The sequence below is a fragment of the Curtobacterium sp. VKM Ac-1393 genome (genome assembly GCF_015350995.1).
Taxonomy (GTDB): domain Bacteria; phylum Actinomycetota; class Actinomycetes; order Actinomycetales; family Microbacteriaceae; genus Curtobacterium.
Genome location: NZ_JADKRW010000009.1, coordinates 18,076 through 33,740, shown reverse-complemented (window position 1 = coordinate 33,740; position 15,665 = coordinate 18,076). Strand labels below are relative to the sequence as shown.

The following is a 15,665-nucleotide window of genomic DNA, read 5'->3' as shown; positions in this document are numbered from 1 at the left end:
CCGCCTGACACGGGCGAGGCGGGTGCGTTCCCCATCAGGGTGCGCACCCGCCTCGCCAGTTCGCCCGTTCGCCCGTCAGACGAGTTCCACCGTCTGGCGGGCGATCTCCAGCTCCTCGTTCGTCGGGACGACGAGGACCGTCACCGGGGACCCTTCCGGCGAGATCCGTCGGGCGCGCGTGGACGCGAGTTCGTTCCGGTCGATGTCGACCTCGACACCCAGGTGTTCCAGCCCCGCCAGGCTCCGGCGACGGAGCAGCGGGTCACGCTCGCCGACACCCGCCGTGAACACGACGGCGTCGAGCCCGCGCAGCTCTGCGGTGTACGCGCCGATGTGCCGGCGGATCCGGTGCCGGTAGACCGACAGGGCGAGTTCGGCGTGGTCGACGCCGTCGAGCGCCGCCGCCTGGACATCGCGCATGTCCCCGTGGCCGGTGAGCCCGAGCAGACCGCTCCGGTTGTTGAGCAGCGTCTCGAGCTCGTCGAAGTCCAGGCCGGCTTCACGGTGCAGGTGGAAGAGCACCGCTGGGTCGATGTCGCCGGACCGGGTGCCCATCACGAGTCCTTCGAACGGCGTCATGCCCATCGAGGTCTCGATCGATCGACCGCCGTCGATCGCGCGGGCTGAGGCGCCGTTGCCGATGTGCAGGACGATCATCTTGAGTTCCTCCACCGGCCGCCCCAGGAATGCCGCGGCCGCGCGCGATACGAAACGGTGCGACGTGCCGTGGAACCCATACCGTCGGATGCCGTACCGCTTCGCAATGTCGGCGTCGATCGCGTATGTCGCGGCGGCGTCGGGGATTGTCTGGTGGAAGGCGGTGTCGAAGACGGTCACGTGCGGGGCACCGGGCAGTGCGGCGCGAGCTGCCCGGATGGCGGCGAGGGCGGCCGGGTTGTGCAAGGGCGCGAGCCGGGACAGGTGGTCAATCGCCGCCTCGACCTCCTGGTCGACGACCACCGCTCGGTCGAAGCGATCGCCGCCGTGGACGACACGGTGGCCAACCGCGACGGGCGCGTCCGCGCCCTCCGCCGTGAGCCGGTCGAGTGTGTCCCGGACAGCCGCTCCGTGGTCCGGTGACGGACCTCCTGGCTCGCCGATCCGCTCGACGGAACCGTGTGCGCGGACGGACCCCGTCTCGGGGTCCACGAGCTGGTACTTGAGGGACGACGAACCGGCGTTGAGGACGAAGACAGTGGACACGGGTCGACACTCTCGCCGATCCGTGCGCGCGGGCAGGGCCGTTGGTCCCGCCCGACGGGCCAGGGCGGGCGAGGAGGAGCCCGTGACCATCCGGGAGGACCTGCACCCGCCCGGTGCCGGTCACGTCTGGCACCCGCGCCGACCAGGGCCCCGGCGCCGGACCGTCGCGCTGGTGCGGCCGAGGACGTCAGGCGCCGATCCGGGACCTCGGTCCCTGTCGTCGCCCGTCCAGCCGCAGGAGGATTGCAGCACAGCGAGGGCGACGGGCCCGAGCGATAGTCCGGAGGGATGAGCACCATGACAACGACAGCGCACGACCTGCACCACACGGAACACCCCGCCGGCGTTGTCCAGCCGCAGGCGGCCGCCGCCGAACGGAGCGTCGTCACCACGGTCGTCGGCCGGCGTGCACTCGCCGCGCTCCGGCTAGGGACGGGGTTCGTTTTCCTCTGGGCCTTCCTCGACAAGACCTTTGGACTCGGGTTCTCGACCCCCGCCGCTGGCGCCTGGATCCACGGGGGAGCCCCGAGCCAGGGCTTCCTGATGAGCGACGCCGTGAGCGGACCCCTCAAGGGATTCTTCGCATCGATCGCGAGCCCGGTCACCGACGTGCTGTTCATGGCCGCCATGCTCGGTATCGGTCTCGCCGTGATGGCGGGCGTCGGCCTGCGCCTCAGCGCCGTCGCCGGCAGCGTGGTGATGCTGCTGATGTACTTGGCGGAGTGGCCCTTTACCGCGAACGCCGCCTCGACGAACCCCCTGGTCGACTACCACATCGTCTACGCACTTGCCCTCATCGCGGTCGCAGCGGTCTCGGCCGGCGACACCTGGGGGATCGGCGACTGGTGGAAGCAGCTGCCGCTGGTCCGCCGAGCACAGTGGCTCGCCTGACACGAACGACCGGTGGCGGATGCCGTGGGGGGGTCCGCCACCGGCCTCTACAGTTCCGCCCCCAAGTGCTACATAGAGCGCCGCCGGACTTCCCGCCGGCGCTCGACTCACGAGAGAAAACAACCATGAAGGCAGCTCGTTACCACGCCCGCGGCGACATCCGGATCGAGGATGTTCCGACGCCGGAAGCCAGCCCCGGGACTGTTCTCATCAACGTCGCCTGGTGCGGCATTTGCGGGACTGACCTGCACGAGTATCTGGACGGCCCAATCTTCGTACCGCCGGCCGGATTCCCGCACCCGATCTCGGGGGAGGCAGCGCCCGTGACACTCGGACACGAGATGTCCGGTACGGTTGCAGCTCTTGGCGAGGGCGTCACCGACCTCTCGATCGGAGAGCACGTCGTCGTGGAGCCGTACATCATCCATGACGACGTGCGCGTTGTGCCTGGCGTCGAATACCAACTTTCCCCCGACATGAACTTCATCGGGCTCGCCGGCCGCGGCGGTGGATTGTCCGAGAAGATCGTCGTCGAGCGCCGCTGGGTCCACTCCGTCGGCGACCTACCCCTCGACCAGGCCGCGCTCATCGAGCCGCTTTCGGTCGGACACCACGCATTCGTCCGCAGCGGAGCGTCGGCCGGCGACGTCGTCCTGATCGGCGGCGGAGGTCCGATCGGCCTCCTCACCGCCGCGATCTGCAAGGCGGAGGGACTCACGGTTGTTCTCAGCGAGGTGAGCGCCGCGCGCAAAGCGATGGCGCTCCGTACCGGTGTCGCCGACCGCGTGCTGGATCCGACCGAAGTCGACGTGCCTGACGAGGTCCGCACGTTCACCGATGGGCGCGGCGCCGACGTGGCGTTCGAATGCTCCGGTGTCGATGTTGTGCTCGACACCCTGCTTGAGGCGGTCGGGCCTGGCGCCGTCATCGTGAACGTGTCAATCTGGGGACACAAGCCCGTAGTCGATCTCGAGAAGCTTGTCGTCAAGGAGATCGACTTGCGGGGCACCATCGCGTACGCGAACGACCACGCAGCCACGATCGAGCTTGTTCGATCTGGCCGACTCAATCTCGCCCCGTTCATAACCGGTCGCATCGCGCTCGACGACCTGGTGGAGCACGGCTTCGACCAGCTAATTCACCATAACGAGGACCACGTCAAGATTCTGGTCCACCCCTAACCACACCCGGCCAGCAGCGCGGGTGGTGTCTCCCTCGGGGCCTCCGCGAAGATGTCCTGCCACCTCGATGGGCGCAGGGGCTTTGCCCTATCTGCTTCAGAGCCTGCACCCTCCACACAACGTGGTGTGGTGATTTGACCGACTCGGCTGATCGATCCGGCACGTGCTGGCCTCGGTGATGCCCCAGAGGACGAGGTTGTCCAGGTCGCCATGGTGCTCAAATCAGCCGGATGGGTCAGCGGCGTCCTATGGGAGTTCGGCAACGACCCTGATCCCCACCCACACCGCGCCATCGTCCTGACCCAGCCTCAATACCGCCCAAGCGGAAGCGACGATGTCGAACCGCTCGAGGGGGTGGACTACGTCGTCATCGAAGCCGACGAAATCGAACAGCTTCACGCGGCCTTCGTTCCCGTCGAAGAGCCGGAAGTCGGCGGCCCGATCGAGGAGTAGATCCTCCCCATGTGCAGAGCACGGCGCGCGGCAAGGATGCCCCCAAAGCTTCCGGCGCCGTCGCGGTAGCCGATCGGCTACCGGGCCGAGTGGGGCCGGCGCGATCTTCGTGATTTGCTCGTATCCGCTTGCGTGAAACAGAACTGGTTGAGGTGCAGGCTCATTGCTCGCTGTGCGTCGGCCTGCAGGCCGATGCGGACGTCGCGGAAGGGGCTTACGGTGGCGGCATTTATGAGACAGAGGTTTCTGTAGGGGACACCGGCCTGACGACGGGAATGCGAGTCGCAGCACCCTCGACCATCACGACAAGCAGCAGCGACGTGGCTGCACCCGTAGCGTTGCCCGTTGCCATCCACGAGGAGTCGCTGGTCAACGCCGGCGTCGACTCGGCAACACTGCAGCATGTCGGCGATGACGGATCGGTGCAGTTCTGGCGAGCTGCGACCACGACGGGGGAGCGGTGCTCGTCGCGGTCGATGGTGAGTACGTCACTATTTCGGTCCGTAGCGCCAGTGACTTCAAGCAGGCAGGCCTCACGCTTCGCCTCGACGACACTGACCTCTCCGCGCAAGGAGTGCTGCTGCCTGAGGGCACGGCCATCGATGCGTTTCGTAATGCTGGCCTGCACCAGGTAAGTGATTCGTTCCTCGTAGGAATCACATCACATGCCGAAACTATCGCTGTGGGCACCTCGGCTTCCAACGTGCGGCTGAACGTGGCTGCAGGAACAGTCGGCAACAGCCCGGCCGTTCAGCTCTACGCCGCGGGTTGAGGTTCGTGTGACACATAGGGCTTGCGGCGAGACGTCCGGCTGACTGGTCGATATCGCATGGAGGAGGGACCCGCCAGCTAACGTTGGCCGGTCCCCTTCTCTCGTGACAGTGTTGCATCGTCGTGACGGGACCGCCCGTCGGAGTGCCGTACCGGTGAGGGATCGGCTACCGGGCTGTAGCAGCTGGCGCGGGGAGACGGGGAAGCCGGTATCCACTTATGCGTTTCCTGTGTCGAGTTGGTAACGGTGCTTGGTGCACCGGCGCCATCATGCTTCGATCACGTTGGGGGATCGACTCGACGATCACTCACGGGGGGAGGGGCCGCGCTGACGCGGGGCTCCTGGTTGCCCCGTTCGTTCGGATCTTTGGGGTGACATGAACAAGTTCACTGCTCGTTTCGCTGCACGTGTGCAGGCGGGGCGGACACGACGGTACGTGATGCTGGGAACCGCTGTCTTGGCGGTGGGGGCGATGGTCGCATTGCCCACGTCCGCGCAGGCGTACGCGAAGCTCGGCTACAACTGGGCCAACGGGAACCTCCGCGTGTACGTGGCCACGACGTCGGGGAACTACCGGACAGCGATCGGACAGGCGGCCACGAACATCTCCGCAACGGATGTGAACCTGACCCTCACCAACACGGGTGGACCCGCGTTCACCGCGGCGCAGACCAACGAAGGCGCGACCGGCTACGAGGGCCACACCGACCAGATCCACATCGGCTCACGCACGACCAGTGCCCACTCGTTCCTGAACACGCACTACCTCGCGGGTAAGCCGGTCGCGCAGCTGAAAGTCGTGTGGTTGCACGAGCTCGGGCACGGTCTCGGTCTCGACCACGTCTCGGGTGTAAAGCACGTCATGTACAAGAGTGCATCTGCCGCATACGGCGCAGGCATTCGTAACCTCACCGCCGACGAAGTCGCCGGCCTGAACTCCATCTACTGAAAGGGACCGCGCACATGAACAAGCACATCATCCGCAGCGGCGCCGGTCTCGTCCTCGCTGCCGCCTCGATCGCCGCTCTCGCCGGCTGCGTATCGAGCAGCAGCCACGGGTCACGGGTCGAGTTCTACTCATCCACCGCGGATCTGTCGGACGCCAGCACCCTCGTAGTGTCCGGCACGGTCACGGAACAGCACGTCGCGCAGGACATCGAGGGATCCGGAGACTTCACTCTCTCGACTCTGCATGTCGCTGATGCTCCGAAGGATGCCGACGGGGTGGATGCCGGTAGCGACATCGTCGTCCGGCAGCTTGGCAGCACCGCGAACCCGGGGCCTGCGGCGTTCCTCGAGGATGGCGGGACCTACCTGCTGTACCTCACGGCCTCCGGGCTTGATGGCGATCTCGCCAGCCAGTATTACGTCACCGGTGGCGAGGCCGGCCTGTACGAGGAGGCGACGCAGACCGCTGCGAAGCGATCGGCGTCGACGTCCGACGTGTCCACGTTCACGAAGGTTCCCGAGGGCGATGAGGGCGGCGACACGCTCCCGGAGCAGGTCACCTTTGAGGAAGCGGCCGGCTAGCGACGCACTTCGGCGGCCGGTGATACCGATTCGGTGTTGCCGGCCGCTGTCGTCCGTGCGGCGACGATTGCGCGCCAGATAGCGATTGCGATGACGGCGGCTCCGAGTACCGAAATCACCCAGACCCCGGCCGTGCCGACCGCGGGCCCGGTCGCGCTGCAGGTGCTGTCGGTACCGGATGCTGCGTCGTTGCAGGAGCTGCCCTGCAGGACGAACGCAAAGAACACGACCACGAGCACCGCAGCGACCGCGACCGCGATCCAACCAGCAACTCGGCTCACCCCTGAATTAGTCATGGCGACACACAACCACCGATCTGGGCGGATCCTCCGCTCGGACGATCATCGACACCGAATCGCAACACGTCCACAGGAGCCACTATCGAGACGGCATGTGCGCCTTAAAGTTACGGGCTCTCGTCTTGACCTTCCTCGATGGGCGGTGCTGGGGTACCGCTTAGCCGGTGTCTCGCCGGCCACGGCGGGGCAGGTGGGTCATGCGGGGACACGCCCGTAGGACGGTCGTTCCACGGCGCGGCGAATCCGCGTTACCGTCGGCACCATGAGCACTCAGGACAACACCGGTTTCACTGTTCGACACTCGGGGTGGGCGCGGGTATGGATGATCCTCGTCGGGGTGCTTGCAGTCGGCATCGCGGCGGGGGTTGGGCTCCTTGTCGCAATCCCGTTCGCGATTTCAAGCTCCCTGAGCGGAAGTGATGAGGAGAATCTCCAGCTGGTGCGGGAAGTGGGCTGTGTTTCGTACGCGAACGGCGTCCTCGAGCTGGCGAAGCAGGGCTATTCCGCGGAGCAGATCCAGAAGGTCTACGAGACCGCCACGACGCCGGAGGCTGATGGTGAGCGCGTTGACGGCGCCCCGGCGGGTCTCGCAATCCGCTACTGCGGATCGCCGCAGCACGTGATCGACAGCGCGAAGTGACGACACCTCCGTGATCGATGAGGCAGAAGTGTGGCGCATGGCGGCGAGGCGTCAGCTCACTCTGACGAACGCCGAGGTCGCCGGTGTGCTCGCTCTGATGAACCGAACAGGGAACTTCAGGCCCGAGGCCGAGGTGGTCCAGTGTTTCCAGGTCGGAGAACTCACGTCCGGGATGGTGACGCTCTTCTTGCCGTCCATGTGGCTGAATCGACGCGACGAGTCACCGGTGCCGGCCGAAGTGTGGCGGGCGATGTTCGAGTGTGCGGCGTACACGGAAGACACGATCGTGCGGCGCCGGCCGCGGCGCTCTTCGTTGGCGTATCGGGGTGCGACGGAAGCGAACCGGGAAGGGCTCTCGTGGAGCCTTGACGTGCAGCAGGCTCGCGACTTTGCTCGTTCTCGTCAAGCGCCGGGAATAGCCGGGAGTATCTGGGTCACGAGGATCCCGGGCGACCGTGTTTTCGCGCGGTTCATGGAGGGCTGGGAGAAGGAACTGACTGCCGATGTGCGTGGTCTGGAGATCTACCCGCTCGAGGACGCATCCCGCCTAGTCCGACCCTGGTGGCGGATGGGTCTTTCCCGGACGCCCGCGAGGGCGTAACCTCGCGTCGACTCGGTTTGAGCTTGCTCCTGGGTCATGGCTCGCCGTCCGTTCGCGGTGAGGTCGCGGCGGCGGTGCCGGACCAGTGGGGCACTGGCACCGTCGCAGCGATCGACACCAGCGTCGACTGTGAGCGCTCGAGGTGTTGCGGTGGTTGACCGTCGACGTGCCTCGTCACCGTGCGATCAAGCAGGGGAACCTCCTCGACTATTCTGCGTCCGGGCGCTAGGCATCAGGGCTGCACTGCAGTGCCGCCGTGAACCGGTTGGGCTGGCGCAGAACGCGCGACGGTACCGGGGGCCCGACACAGCAGATCAGGAGCCGAGTGCTGCCTGCGCTGCCCTGCAGCCCGGGCACCAGTCGACGTCGTCTGCTGAGCAGTCCCACCCGTACGATTCCGCGTGGCCACGCGCGCCGTGGTAGCTGACCGCGTTGGGGCCGATCAGGGCAAGCTTCTCGCTGCACTGGTAACCATCGCAGGTGAGCACAATCGCGGGGTGGATTGCCATGTCCCTATCGTCTCTCGTCGACGTCAGGCGTCGATGGTGATGCCGAGGCTGATCCACCCGTCGGGGATCGACTGGAGATACGCGGCCAGGGCAGCTTCGTAGTTCGGCCCGGACGCTTCGTGCGGCTGGTTCTCGGTCGACCGGGCGACAGCGCGAACGGTGATGTTCCCGGCCGCGGTCGAGCTCAGCGTGTTCGTCTGCACGACGTCGTACCCGGCGAGATCCAACCCGTCGACGGCGCGGGCCCGGGCGGTGCTCTGGTCGTCTGCAAGGCCGTCAGCGGTGATGGTGTTCGTGGAGCGGATCGTGCCGCGGACGGTGGCCATGGATCCATCTTCACCGATCGCGCCGACACCACCGGTCCGAGTGAGCGTGAGGGATCGTTAGGTGTACTGACCGGGGACATTGATCGACGGTGGGGTATGGCGCTTACCGGTCATCAGACTGGGGCGAGTGCCGCTCGGCCATGTCCGTGGCGAGCTGACGGATGCGTTCGCGGGCTGTTTCCGGGGTGAGTATCTCGATGTGGTCGCCGAACTGGAGGAGCTGACGCACTGATTCGACGTCGGGGTAGCGGACGACGACGGTGCACCACCCTTTCTCCGCGCAGGAGACCTCGTGGATGCGGGTGCCGAGGATGCGTCGTGCGAGGTCGAGTCGGCTTTCTCGGAGGCGGACGGTCACGCTCACCCGACCTGGCGACTCGGTGCGTTCTTTCAGCGCCGCCCACACGGTGCGGAGGGTTTGACCTGAGCGAAGGGCGGCCGGTGCGTCGAGCGGCTTGTAGTCCGAGAGCCGTTCCAGGGCGAACAGCCGGCCGGTGCCCAGGTCGTCGGCGATGAGGTACCAGCGGCCCGACTTCGCCGCGAGCCCGTACGGGTCGACGATACGGGGCGAGGCCCGCCCCTCGGCGCTGCGCCGGTACTGGATTTGCATCCGACGTCGGTGACGCAGCGCCCACGCAAGTTCGGCGACGTCCACCTCCGCCCTCGGATCTGCCAGCCACGCGCTGCTGTCCACCACGACCAGGTCAGCCAATCGCGTCAAGTTCGGAGCCCCGGGCGCCGCGGCCTGACGGGCAGCGATCTTCCGCGCGGCCGTCTCATGCACTGCAGTCAGTCCGAGGCGCTCGAGATGCTCGCCGTCCAAACCAGCGACGGACAGTGCTTCCAGCTCCCCAGGTTCCAGGTGCGAGACATTGAGCCGCGCACCGGGGAGCAAGACGATCCCGCCGTTGCGCCCCCGTTCGGCATAAACCGGCACACCTGCCATCGAGAGCGCCTCGACATCCCGCAGCACCGTCCGCCGGGACACCTCCAGACGCTCGGCGAGCTCGGTCGTGGTCATGCGCTGGCGCGTCTGCAAGAGCAGCAGGAGATGCAGCAACCTCGAAGCCTTCATGCCGACCAACCCTCGCAGAAAAGATGACAGGTCCTGTCGTGATTTGGTGGTCTGCTGATCCTGTATCGAGATCCATCAATCGGAGGAGCACTCCATGCCCGCACCCAACCTGTTCCTGATCTACGTCAGTGACGCCGAGGCCGCCTCCGCCTTCTACAGCAACCTGTTCGAGATCGAACCGACCTTCACCAGTCCCCGCTACGTGGCTTTCGAAGTTGCCCTCGGAGTCCTGTTCGCGCTGTGGACCGGCCGCAATGAGCACGCCGTCCCGAGCACTCCGCGCACGAGCGAGCTCGGGCTGATGGTGCCCGGCCCGGCGTCCGCAGTTGACGAGACCTTCACGAGTTGGGTCTCAAAGGGCGTCCACGTCGTGGAGGAGCCGCACGACGACATCTTCGGCCGCACATTCGTGGTTACGGACCCGGACGGCAATCTCATCCGGGTCTCCCCGGTGGACTGACCGCACGAACCCCGCCCACGTCTTTCGCCCTCGAAGGGCCGGCCACGCCCGCTGGTCGGCCCTTTGGCCTGTTCAGGGGGACAGACATGTCACATCCGAACGCTGCCCTCACCCCACGTCACCGCCTGAAAGTCGCGCGACTCGTCGTTGACGACGGGTGGCCGATCAGCGAAGTCGCCGCCCGCTTCCAGGTGTCCTGGCCCACCGTGAAGCGCGGACTCTTCTCGATGGATGGTGTGTGTTGATTCAGCTGCCAGCCGGCCTGAGTCGGTTCAGTTCGAGCGCACCGGGGCTTCGCCGAAGTGATCGAAGTACGTGTTGGTGAACCGGCCGAGGTGCGCGAATCCCCACCGGCGGGCGATGATCCGGACATCGGTACCCGGGGTGGGCGGGCCGAGTTCGGCGCGGACGCCTTCGAGTCGGAGCTGCCGAACGTACTGCAGCGGTGTGACGCCGAAGTGGGCGAGGAACTGCCGTTGCGACTCCCACATGCTCAGGTTGGCGACGGAGGCGATCGTCCCAGCCGACAGGGATTCGGCGGCGTGGGTGTCGATAAACGCGACGGCGATGGCCAGGCTCGCCGACACTGGCGTGTTACACGAGGTGGTGAGACCGGTCGGGAACTCGTTCGGGTCGGCACCCGACCGGTGGTTCGGGGTATCCGATGACGAGTCGTCGAGGGAACGCTGTGAGCTCACGATGTCCTCCTGGTCGTCATCGGAATGGGGTGGTGTTCCGGCGACCAGGGACTGGGGCAGCTGAGACGCGACGCTAGGTGGTCGGCTCCCGCTCGCGCAAGACCAGCGTCGTAATCAGGAGAACTACACGTCATCACGCGTGCTCGTTCATGATGGGGATGACCGTCTCGCGGCGCACGACCGACCGCGCGAGGTCGGCAAGCCGGATCTGGTGCGATCGGGCGTAACTGCGGAGTAGCTGGAACGCGGTGTCCGTGTCGACGTGGTGCGTGTACGAGACGAAGCCCTTGGCTTGCTCGATGACAACGCGGCTGTTCAGCGCACGTTGCAGCTGCTCCTGCGCGAGGGTGGCGTGATCGACGCTGCGCTGCTGCAGGATGCTGATCGTTGCCACGTCTGTCAGCGCCCGCGCCGCGGTCGCATCGTCTTCGTTGAGCGCGCCGGATGTCTCGCGGAACAGGTTCATCGATCCGAGGATGGTGTCGCGCAGCCGCAGCGGGATGGAGTGCACGGAGGTGTAGCCGGCTTCCTGCGACGCTGCCGCGAACTGCGGCCACCGTCGACGCATCTCGTCGGCGTCCTGTACGGACACCGGTGACCCCGTCGTGAACGCCTCCACACAAGGACCCTCACCGGCTTCGAGCTGCAGCAACCCGACGAGCGCACTGCGCTCACTGGTGGAGACCACCACTTCCAGGTCCTGCGACTGGTTGACGAGCAGGATGCCGGCCGCAGTCGCGTCGAACAGGTCAGTGGCGTTGTCGACGAGGGACTGGAGCAGTTCGACGACGTCGTACTCGGTGACGAGGGTGTCGGTGAGGGTGACGAACGCGTCAACGAGTCGGTGCTCTCGAGTGTGGACCAAGGTCTGCCTTCTTCCCTACGATGCTGCGTCGTGATCGGTGAAGTCCACGACCCGGGCGACTACGTCAGCGGCCAGGTCACGGACAGAGCGGCCAGCTGCGTAGGCATGGCCGCGGAGGATGAGCAGCGAATCGTCGACGTCGGCGCCGGTCTGGGCTGCGAGCATGCCGGACGCCTGGTGCACTTCCCGACGCGAGTAGCGCCCCGCGTCGAGCCCCGGGTGGCCCTCGGCGTCGGCCTCCGCGCGCTCCAGTGCCTGCTGGAGCACCCGCCGTGACACAGCAGTCGTCAATGCGACCGCACGAGCCTGATGCTCAGCAGGCAGGGCGCCGGGTCCGTCCGTGTAGAGGTCGACAGCCCCGATGTCGAGTGTGCCGAACCGCATCGGGAACGCGAACACCGCGCCGAGCCCAGCCGCTTGCAGCCCCTGCAACGCGACCGGCCACCGCGTCGTGGCCGTACCCTGCACGTCCGGGACGATGACCGGGAAACCCGTCTGGATCGCCTCCCAACAGGGGCCCTCACCGAGGTCCAGTTGGATCTCGTCCAACCGGGCAGCCGCATCGTCGCTGGCGCAGACCGTCTCGGAGCCGAACGGGTTCCCCACCGTCGAGATCGCAACCCCCGTCACCGGCAGCACGTCCAGGAACGGCGCGCAGAGGTCATCGTCGGCGTCCCTGCCGTGCAGGGCAGCGACGGCTGCTGCGAGATCGTCACCATCCATCAGCCGCACCCGTCCGGGATGCAGGCAACAGCGACCGAACCTGCACAGCACCACCCCCGAGAGTCTCAACCAGCGCGGGGTCCGGGCACTGAACTTTGCTCCGACCGTAGCGCCTTCCCTGCATCAGCGACAAATGCGCACCACTCAGCGACTTGCGCTGATGCCACGTCGGCCCTGTCGTGCCCAGCTGTCCCAACCCCTCGTCGTGGCCCAGAACTATAGGAGGGCCGTCCTGCCAGATGGGATGTGACGCCTGCCGCTGTCTGGCCTGAACTGTGCCCGCACGCGTGCCTCGCAAAATTGCCCGGTGGGGGTACGCGAATCGCAACACCGCCGCATGCCTCGGAACCTATAGTTTTTCGAGACGCGGCCGTGGGACAGATCGCCACATCGGCGAGATCAGCATCCAAGCGGGGTCGCTGTGTCTCGAAAGTCGTCTCGACGTGGTCGGGGTGTTTCACGGCGGTGGAGGGGTTTTCTGAGACACTTGCCGGGTGAGGCTTCTCGGGTATACGCGTATCAGTACTAGGGCACAGGATGCGCAACTGCAGGTTGATGCATTGGTGGCGGCGGGGGTGCAGGAGCGGGACATCTTCGCCGACGTCACTTCGGGCCGGAAGGAGGCCGCGGCTCGTCCCGGGATGGGGCGGCTGCTCGAGCACGCGACCAGCGGGGACACGGTGGTGGTGTGGCGAGTGGACCGGCTCGGCCGGTCGCTCGTTGATGTGTTGAGCACGGTTGCGATGTTGGGGGAGCGGGGGATCGGTGTCCGGAGTGTGTCGGACGGGATTGATCCGGCGACGTCGACGGGGCGGCTGATGTTGAACCTGATGGCGACGTTGGCGGAGTACGAACGCGAGCTCATCGTCGAGCGCGTCACCGCCGGCATCGCTGCAGCGCGGGAGTCCGGGATTCGGTTTGGCCGGCCGCCGTCGGATCCGGCGGTGATTGGCCGGAAGCTCGCGATCGTGAACGAGGCTCGCGCTGCCGGCCATACCGCGGCGGACGCTGCGAACCTCGTCGGATGGTCGCGCGCGACGCTGTACCGCCACCAGGCCGCTACGGAGCGCGTCATGGGGGAGGAGCGGTGATCAACGAGCGTGCGAAGGGATTCGCGATGCGACAGCCGGCGGAGTTCGTTCGGTGGTGGCGTGGCCGCGAGGGGTGGGAGTCCGAAACCATCGCCGGCATCCCGACCGGCTGGTCACCGAAGGGCCTCTACCTCCGCATCGACGGCCGCACCGTGGTGCTCGACCGGGACGAGTGGTCGTACTGTGACAGCAGCAGCTGAGCGGTAAGGCCTCTTTGCTTTGACGACGTCCGTGCCTCCGGTTCAGGCGGCGTCCGGTTATGCGTGAACTCGGCCCTTTGGTGCTTTCGCAACCGTGCGGCTCCAGGAGTTCTTCACGGGCGGGAGCGACTTGAGGAGCTCGTTCGCGCGTCGGACGTCGGCTTGCGGGGCCTTCACCTTGTGGCGGTCCTGGACGGCGTTCAACTCGCGGACGACTTTCGACACCTCGATGTACAGCACTGGGGCGTGAGCGGTGACCCACCCGTTGCCCTTGATACCGTCCACCACGACGGTGAGCTGCGCGAGGCGTTCGACCTGGTGGGCGTATGCCGCGGTCATGGCCCGGCGCTTGCGTCGGCTGAGTCGTCGTGCGGCGGTTGCGTCCACGATCGTGGCGCGGTCGGCGCGAGCGGCATCGGTGGAGAGCGTGTTGAAGCTGGTCATGACGCTGCCGGTGTAGCGGCTTCCCGAAGCGATCGACACGCTCGCGATCGCGGCCACGGCTGACATTACGGCGGTAGCGAGCGACAGCCAGGGAATCACTTCAAGTGTCATGGGTGCGCCTTCCGACGGGGTGACTATGCGAGCGGCACCACAGCTGGCGCCGCGGGGAGGTGCTTACTGCTGGGCTTGCAGCCAGATACCGACGGCGACGACGAGCGCAGCGAAGAGGCTTGCGGAGATGACCATGCCGTTGTCACGACTGTGCTGGTCATGGTGGATGCTGCAGTACCCGCCACGTGGTGTCGGGTTTTGGCAGTACACGTTCCGGCCACGAGACCGGTTCGGAGCAAGGCACGAGTGTGCCGGCTCCCGACGTGTATGGCGGTGGCGCGCGCGAAGAACTGCGCCACCCACAACCGCGATAGCCACCAGCACCGCGAACACGATCAGCATGTTGAACCCCCCGCACCGGCCTATCGGCCGAGACGCCGGCTGCGGTAGCCGCTTCGCACATGCGAATTGCTCGGACGGTGCAGCCTGTCTCGGTTCCCATCAGCCTGGCAGGATGGGCCCATGGGGGATATCACGCAGCGTACGTGGGCCGTCGGAGCCGCTATCACCATCACGGTGGGATGCGCACTCAGCGGATGCGCTTCGAGTGGCAACGCCGACACTGACCGGGGCGAGGGAACGAAGACCGCGACTGCAACGCCGTCCGCACATGCCGGCCTGACGGAGGACGTGCTGTCTGGGGCGGTGCTCACCACAGCGGAACTACCGGTTGGCGGCTGGGCGGAAAAGCCCAGCAGCGACTCCACCGATGACGGTGCGACGTCGACCGATGCGGAGGGGCCCGGTGCCTGCGGTGCCGACTTCTCCGATCAACTCGGCGAGGATCTCGAGAACACTGCACAGAGCGGTCGCGACTGGACCCGAGAGTCCACCGGTGCGTACCTCAACGTCGGTACGTTCGCCGACCCAGCCGCCGCCGAGCATGTACAAGCGATCACGAATGCTGTGCGAGGGTGCCCAACCGAGGGAAGCACCTTCACGATCGATGGTGCCGAGGAAACCATCGTCACCACGGTGAAGGACCTCGGCTCCTGGGGCTCCGCCACGTACTGCGGCGGATTCGAAGCGCGCGGAGCCACAACGGTCGCGGGAACGACCTGCATGATCGCCGGGGACGGGTTCGGCGTCATGGTGGTCGTTGGTGCCGCGTACTCGTTCAACGTGCCCAAGGACGCCGAGGTGCAGCAGATCGTCGAAGCGGCGTACCGGAAGGCCGACGCGCAGCTCGGCTGATGCGTACGGGTCCAGACCCGTGCTCAGATCTGTGGCGAAAACCGCGAGCTCGACCCCAACGCCACGCAGATCTCCCTAAGCAGCGCTGTAGCGCTGGGGCATACCCCACAGCAACTAGCGAGCGGAGACGCACTCCGGGTGTCTCATCATGGCGCCGCCGACGGTTGGGATTGCGGATCACCAACCTGAGACGGTGTGACCGGTGCAGCTGCAGGGGCTCGGCCGAGCCGCGAAGCCGACCCGTGCCCGATCCCTATGCGGGCCACGACGGCCCATCGACGGCTGTGTGGGGATGGCGCCACAAATGAGCGTCGGCCGGACGCGTCCTGAGCAGGTCCGAGGGGGTAAAGCTTGGAGAGATATGAGCGTGACCTGGCGGACCGCAGTTTCCGGTCGTGC

Annotated in this window: 19 protein-coding genes and 1 pseudogene; 13 read left to right on the top strand and 7 right to left on the bottom strand. The window is 66.5% G+C overall.

Features of this window, described 5'->3' with window-relative positions:
- Positions 1 to 75: 75 nt before the first annotated feature.
- On the bottom strand, positions 76 to 1,203 hold the full coding sequence (locus ITJ59_RS17845; protein WP_194652650.1) for an acetate/propionate family kinase: 1,128 nt from the start codon (positions 1,201 to 1,203) through the stop codon (positions 76 to 78).
- Between the two features lie 297 nt (positions 1,204 to 1,500).
- On the opposite strand from ITJ59_RS17845, the gene ITJ59_RS17840 reads away from it, so the two are divergent.
- The 8 genes from ITJ59_RS17840 (at position 1,501) to ITJ59_RS17805 (ending at position 7,570) form a co-directional block, all read left to right on the top strand.
- Positions 1,501 to 2,094, top strand: a complete 594-nt coding sequence (locus tag ITJ59_RS17840) for a DoxX family protein (RefSeq protein WP_228511868.1) — start codon at positions 1,501 to 1,503, stop codon at positions 2,092 to 2,094.
- 125 nt (positions 2,095 to 2,219) lie between these two features.
- Positions 2,220 to 3,275 (top strand): 2,3-butanediol dehydrogenase, encoded by a 1,056-nt coding sequence (locus ITJ59_RS17835; protein WP_194652649.1) that lies wholly within the window; start codon positions 2,220 to 2,222, stop codon positions 3,273 to 3,275.
- 210 nt (positions 3,276 to 3,485) lie between these two features.
- Positions 3,486 to 3,728, top strand: coding sequence for a hypothetical protein (locus tag ITJ59_RS17830; protein WP_194652648.1), 243 nt, complete (start codon positions 3,486 to 3,488; stop codon positions 3,726 to 3,728).
- A 460-nt stretch (positions 3,729 to 4,188) separates the two neighbouring features.
- Positions 4,189 to 4,500, top strand: a complete 312-nt coding sequence (locus ITJ59_RS17825) for a hypothetical protein (RefSeq protein WP_194652647.1) — start codon at positions 4,189 to 4,191, stop codon at positions 4,498 to 4,500.
- Positions 4,501 to 4,876: 376 nt separating this feature from the next.
- Positions 4,877 to 5,449 (top strand): matrixin family metalloprotease, encoded by a 573-nt coding sequence (locus ITJ59_RS17820; RefSeq protein WP_228511866.1) that lies wholly within the window; start codon positions 4,877 to 4,879, stop codon positions 5,447 to 5,449.
- A gap of 14 nt (positions 5,450 to 5,463) precedes the next feature.
- Positions 5,464 to 6,030, top strand: coding sequence for a hypothetical protein (locus ITJ59_RS17815; protein ID WP_194652645.1), 567 nt, complete (start codon positions 5,464 to 5,466; stop codon positions 6,028 to 6,030).
- Between the two features lie 561 nt (positions 6,031 to 6,591).
- Positions 6,592 to 6,969, top strand: coding sequence for a hypothetical protein (locus tag ITJ59_RS17810; RefSeq protein ID WP_194652644.1), 378 nt, complete (start codon positions 6,592 to 6,594; stop codon positions 6,967 to 6,969).
- A gap of 10 nt (positions 6,970 to 6,979) precedes the next feature.
- On the top strand, positions 6,980 to 7,570 hold the full coding sequence (locus tag ITJ59_RS17805) for a hypothetical protein (RefSeq protein WP_194652643.1): 591 nt from the start codon (positions 6,980 to 6,982) through the stop codon (positions 7,568 to 7,570).
- 532 nt (positions 7,571 to 8,102) lie between these two features.
- On the opposite strand, the gene ITJ59_RS17800 is transcribed toward ITJ59_RS17805, so the two are convergent.
- Positions 8,103 to 8,405 carry a hypothetical protein gene (locus ITJ59_RS17800; RefSeq protein ID WP_194652642.1) on the bottom strand — a complete coding sequence of 101 codons (303 nt, stop codon included), beginning with the start codon at positions 8,403 to 8,405 and terminating at the stop codon, positions 8,103 to 8,105.
- A gap of 103 nt (positions 8,406 to 8,508) precedes the next feature.
- Positions 8,509 to 9,480 (bottom strand): helix-turn-helix transcriptional regulator, encoded by a 972-nt coding sequence (locus tag ITJ59_RS17795; RefSeq protein WP_194652641.1) that lies wholly within the window; start codon positions 9,478 to 9,480, stop codon positions 8,509 to 8,511.
- 94 nt (positions 9,481 to 9,574) lie between these two features.
- On the opposite strand from ITJ59_RS17795, the gene ITJ59_RS17790 reads away from it, so the two are divergent.
- Together ITJ59_RS17790 and ITJ59_RS17785 are read left to right on the top strand one after the other, a co-directional pair.
- Positions 9,575 to 9,940: a VOC family protein gene (locus ITJ59_RS17790; RefSeq protein ID WP_194652640.1), complete on the top strand. Its 366-nt coding sequence runs from the start codon at positions 9,575 to 9,577 to the stop codon at positions 9,938 to 9,940.
- Between the two features lie 86 nt (positions 9,941 to 10,026).
- A pseudogene (locus ITJ59_RS17785) lies at positions 10,027 to 10,155 on the top strand (helix-turn-helix domain-containing protein); the annotation flags it as partial.
- A gap of 57 nt (positions 10,156 to 10,212) precedes the next feature.
- Here the strand turns inward: ITJ59_RS17785 and ITJ59_RS19745 are convergent.
- The 3 genes from ITJ59_RS19745 to ITJ59_RS17770 all read right to left on the bottom strand — a co-directional run bounded on the left by ITJ59_RS19745 (position 10,213) and on the right by ITJ59_RS17770 (position 12,226).
- A complete protein-coding gene (locus tag ITJ59_RS19745) occupies positions 10,213 to 10,638 on the bottom strand; it encodes a helix-turn-helix domain-containing protein (protein WP_194652639.1) in 426 nt (141 codons plus the stop codon).
- Positions 10,639 to 10,771: 133 nt separating this feature from the next.
- Complete coding sequence (locus tag ITJ59_RS17775) at positions 10,772 to 11,503, bottom strand: ANTAR domain-containing protein (protein WP_194652638.1); 732 nt, start codon at positions 11,501 to 11,503, stop codon at positions 10,772 to 10,774.
- A 15-nt stretch (positions 11,504 to 11,518) separates the two neighbouring features.
- Positions 11,519 to 12,226: a GAF and ANTAR domain-containing protein gene (locus ITJ59_RS17770; protein WP_194652637.1), complete on the bottom strand. Its 708-nt coding sequence runs from the start codon at positions 12,224 to 12,226 to the stop codon at positions 11,519 to 11,521.
- Between the two features lie 494 nt (positions 12,227 to 12,720).
- Here ITJ59_RS17770 and ITJ59_RS17765 point away from each other — a divergent pair, with 494 nt between their 5' ends.
- Positions 12,721 to 13,317: a recombinase family protein gene (locus ITJ59_RS17765; RefSeq protein WP_194652636.1), complete on the top strand. Its 597-nt coding sequence runs from the start codon at positions 12,721 to 12,723 to the stop codon at positions 13,315 to 13,317.
- 26 nt (positions 13,318 to 13,343) lie between these two features.
- Complete coding sequence (locus ITJ59_RS17760; RefSeq protein ID WP_194652635.1) at positions 13,344 to 13,517, top strand: hypothetical protein; 174 nt, start codon at positions 13,344 to 13,346, stop codon at positions 13,515 to 13,517.
- 57 nt (positions 13,518 to 13,574) lie between these two features.
- On the opposite strand, the gene ITJ59_RS17755 is transcribed toward ITJ59_RS17760, so the two are convergent.
- A complete protein-coding gene (locus tag ITJ59_RS17755) occupies positions 13,575 to 14,072 on the bottom strand; it encodes a hypothetical protein (RefSeq protein ID WP_194652634.1) in 498 nt (165 codons plus the stop codon).
- A 462-nt stretch (positions 14,073 to 14,534) separates the two neighbouring features.
- Here ITJ59_RS17755 and ITJ59_RS17750 point away from each other — a divergent pair, with 462 nt between their 5' ends.
- The gene (locus ITJ59_RS17750) at positions 14,535 to 15,266 is read left to right on the top strand and encodes a hypothetical protein (protein ID WP_194652633.1); all 732 of its coding nucleotides are present in this window, start codon (positions 14,535 to 14,537) and stop codon (positions 15,264 to 15,266) included.
- The last annotated feature ends 399 nt before the right edge of the window (positions 15,267 to 15,665 follow it).

Excerpts from the sequence above, each read along its gene's own strand:
- ITJ59_RS17840 (WP_228511868.1), top strand. The coding sequence starts at position 1,501 with ATGACAACGACAGCGCACGACCTGCACCACACGGAACACCCCGCCGGC.
- ITJ59_RS17835 (WP_194652649.1), top strand. The coding sequence starts at position 2,220 with ATGAAGGCAGCTCGTTACCACGCCCGCGGCGACATCCGGATCGAGGAT.
- ITJ59_RS17830 (WP_194652648.1), top strand. The coding sequence starts at position 3,486 with ATGGTGCTCAAATCAGCCGGATGGGTCAGCGGCGTCCTATGGGAGTTC.
- ITJ59_RS17820 (WP_228511866.1), top strand. The coding sequence starts at position 4,877 with ATGAACAAGTTCACTGCTCGTTTCGCTGCACGTGTGCAGGCGGGGCGG.
- ITJ59_RS17815 (WP_194652645.1), top strand. The coding sequence starts at position 5,464 with ATGAACAAGCACATCATCCGCAGCGGCGCCGGTCTCGTCCTCGCTGCC.
- ITJ59_RS17810 (WP_194652644.1), top strand. The coding sequence starts at position 6,592 with ATGAGCACTCAGGACAACACCGGTTTCACTGTTCGACACTCGGGGTGG.
- ITJ59_RS17800 (WP_194652642.1), bottom strand. The coding sequence starts at position 8,405 with ATGGCCACCGTCCGCGGCACGATCCGCTCCACGAACACCATCACCGCT.
- ITJ59_RS17795 (WP_194652641.1), bottom strand. The coding sequence starts at position 9,480 with ATGAAGGCTTCGAGGTTGCTGCATCTCCTGCTGCTCTTGCAGACGCGC.
- ITJ59_RS17790 (WP_194652640.1), top strand. The coding sequence starts at position 9,575 with ATGCCCGCACCCAACCTGTTCCTGATCTACGTCAGTGACGCCGAGGCC.
- ITJ59_RS17770 (WP_194652637.1), bottom strand. The coding sequence starts at position 12,226 with ATGGATGGTGACGATCTCGCAGCAGCCGTCGCTGCCCTGCACGGCAGG.
- ITJ59_RS17760 (WP_194652635.1), top strand. The coding sequence starts at position 13,344 with ATGCGACAGCCGGCGGAGTTCGTTCGGTGGTGGCGTGGCCGCGAGGGG.
- ITJ59_RS17755 (WP_194652634.1), bottom strand. The coding sequence starts at position 14,072 with ATGACACTTGAAGTGATTCCCTGGCTGTCGCTCGCTACCGCCGTAATG.
- ITJ59_RS17750 (WP_194652633.1), top strand. The coding sequence starts at position 14,535 with ATGGGGGATATCACGCAGCGTACGTGGGCCGTCGGAGCCGCTATCACC.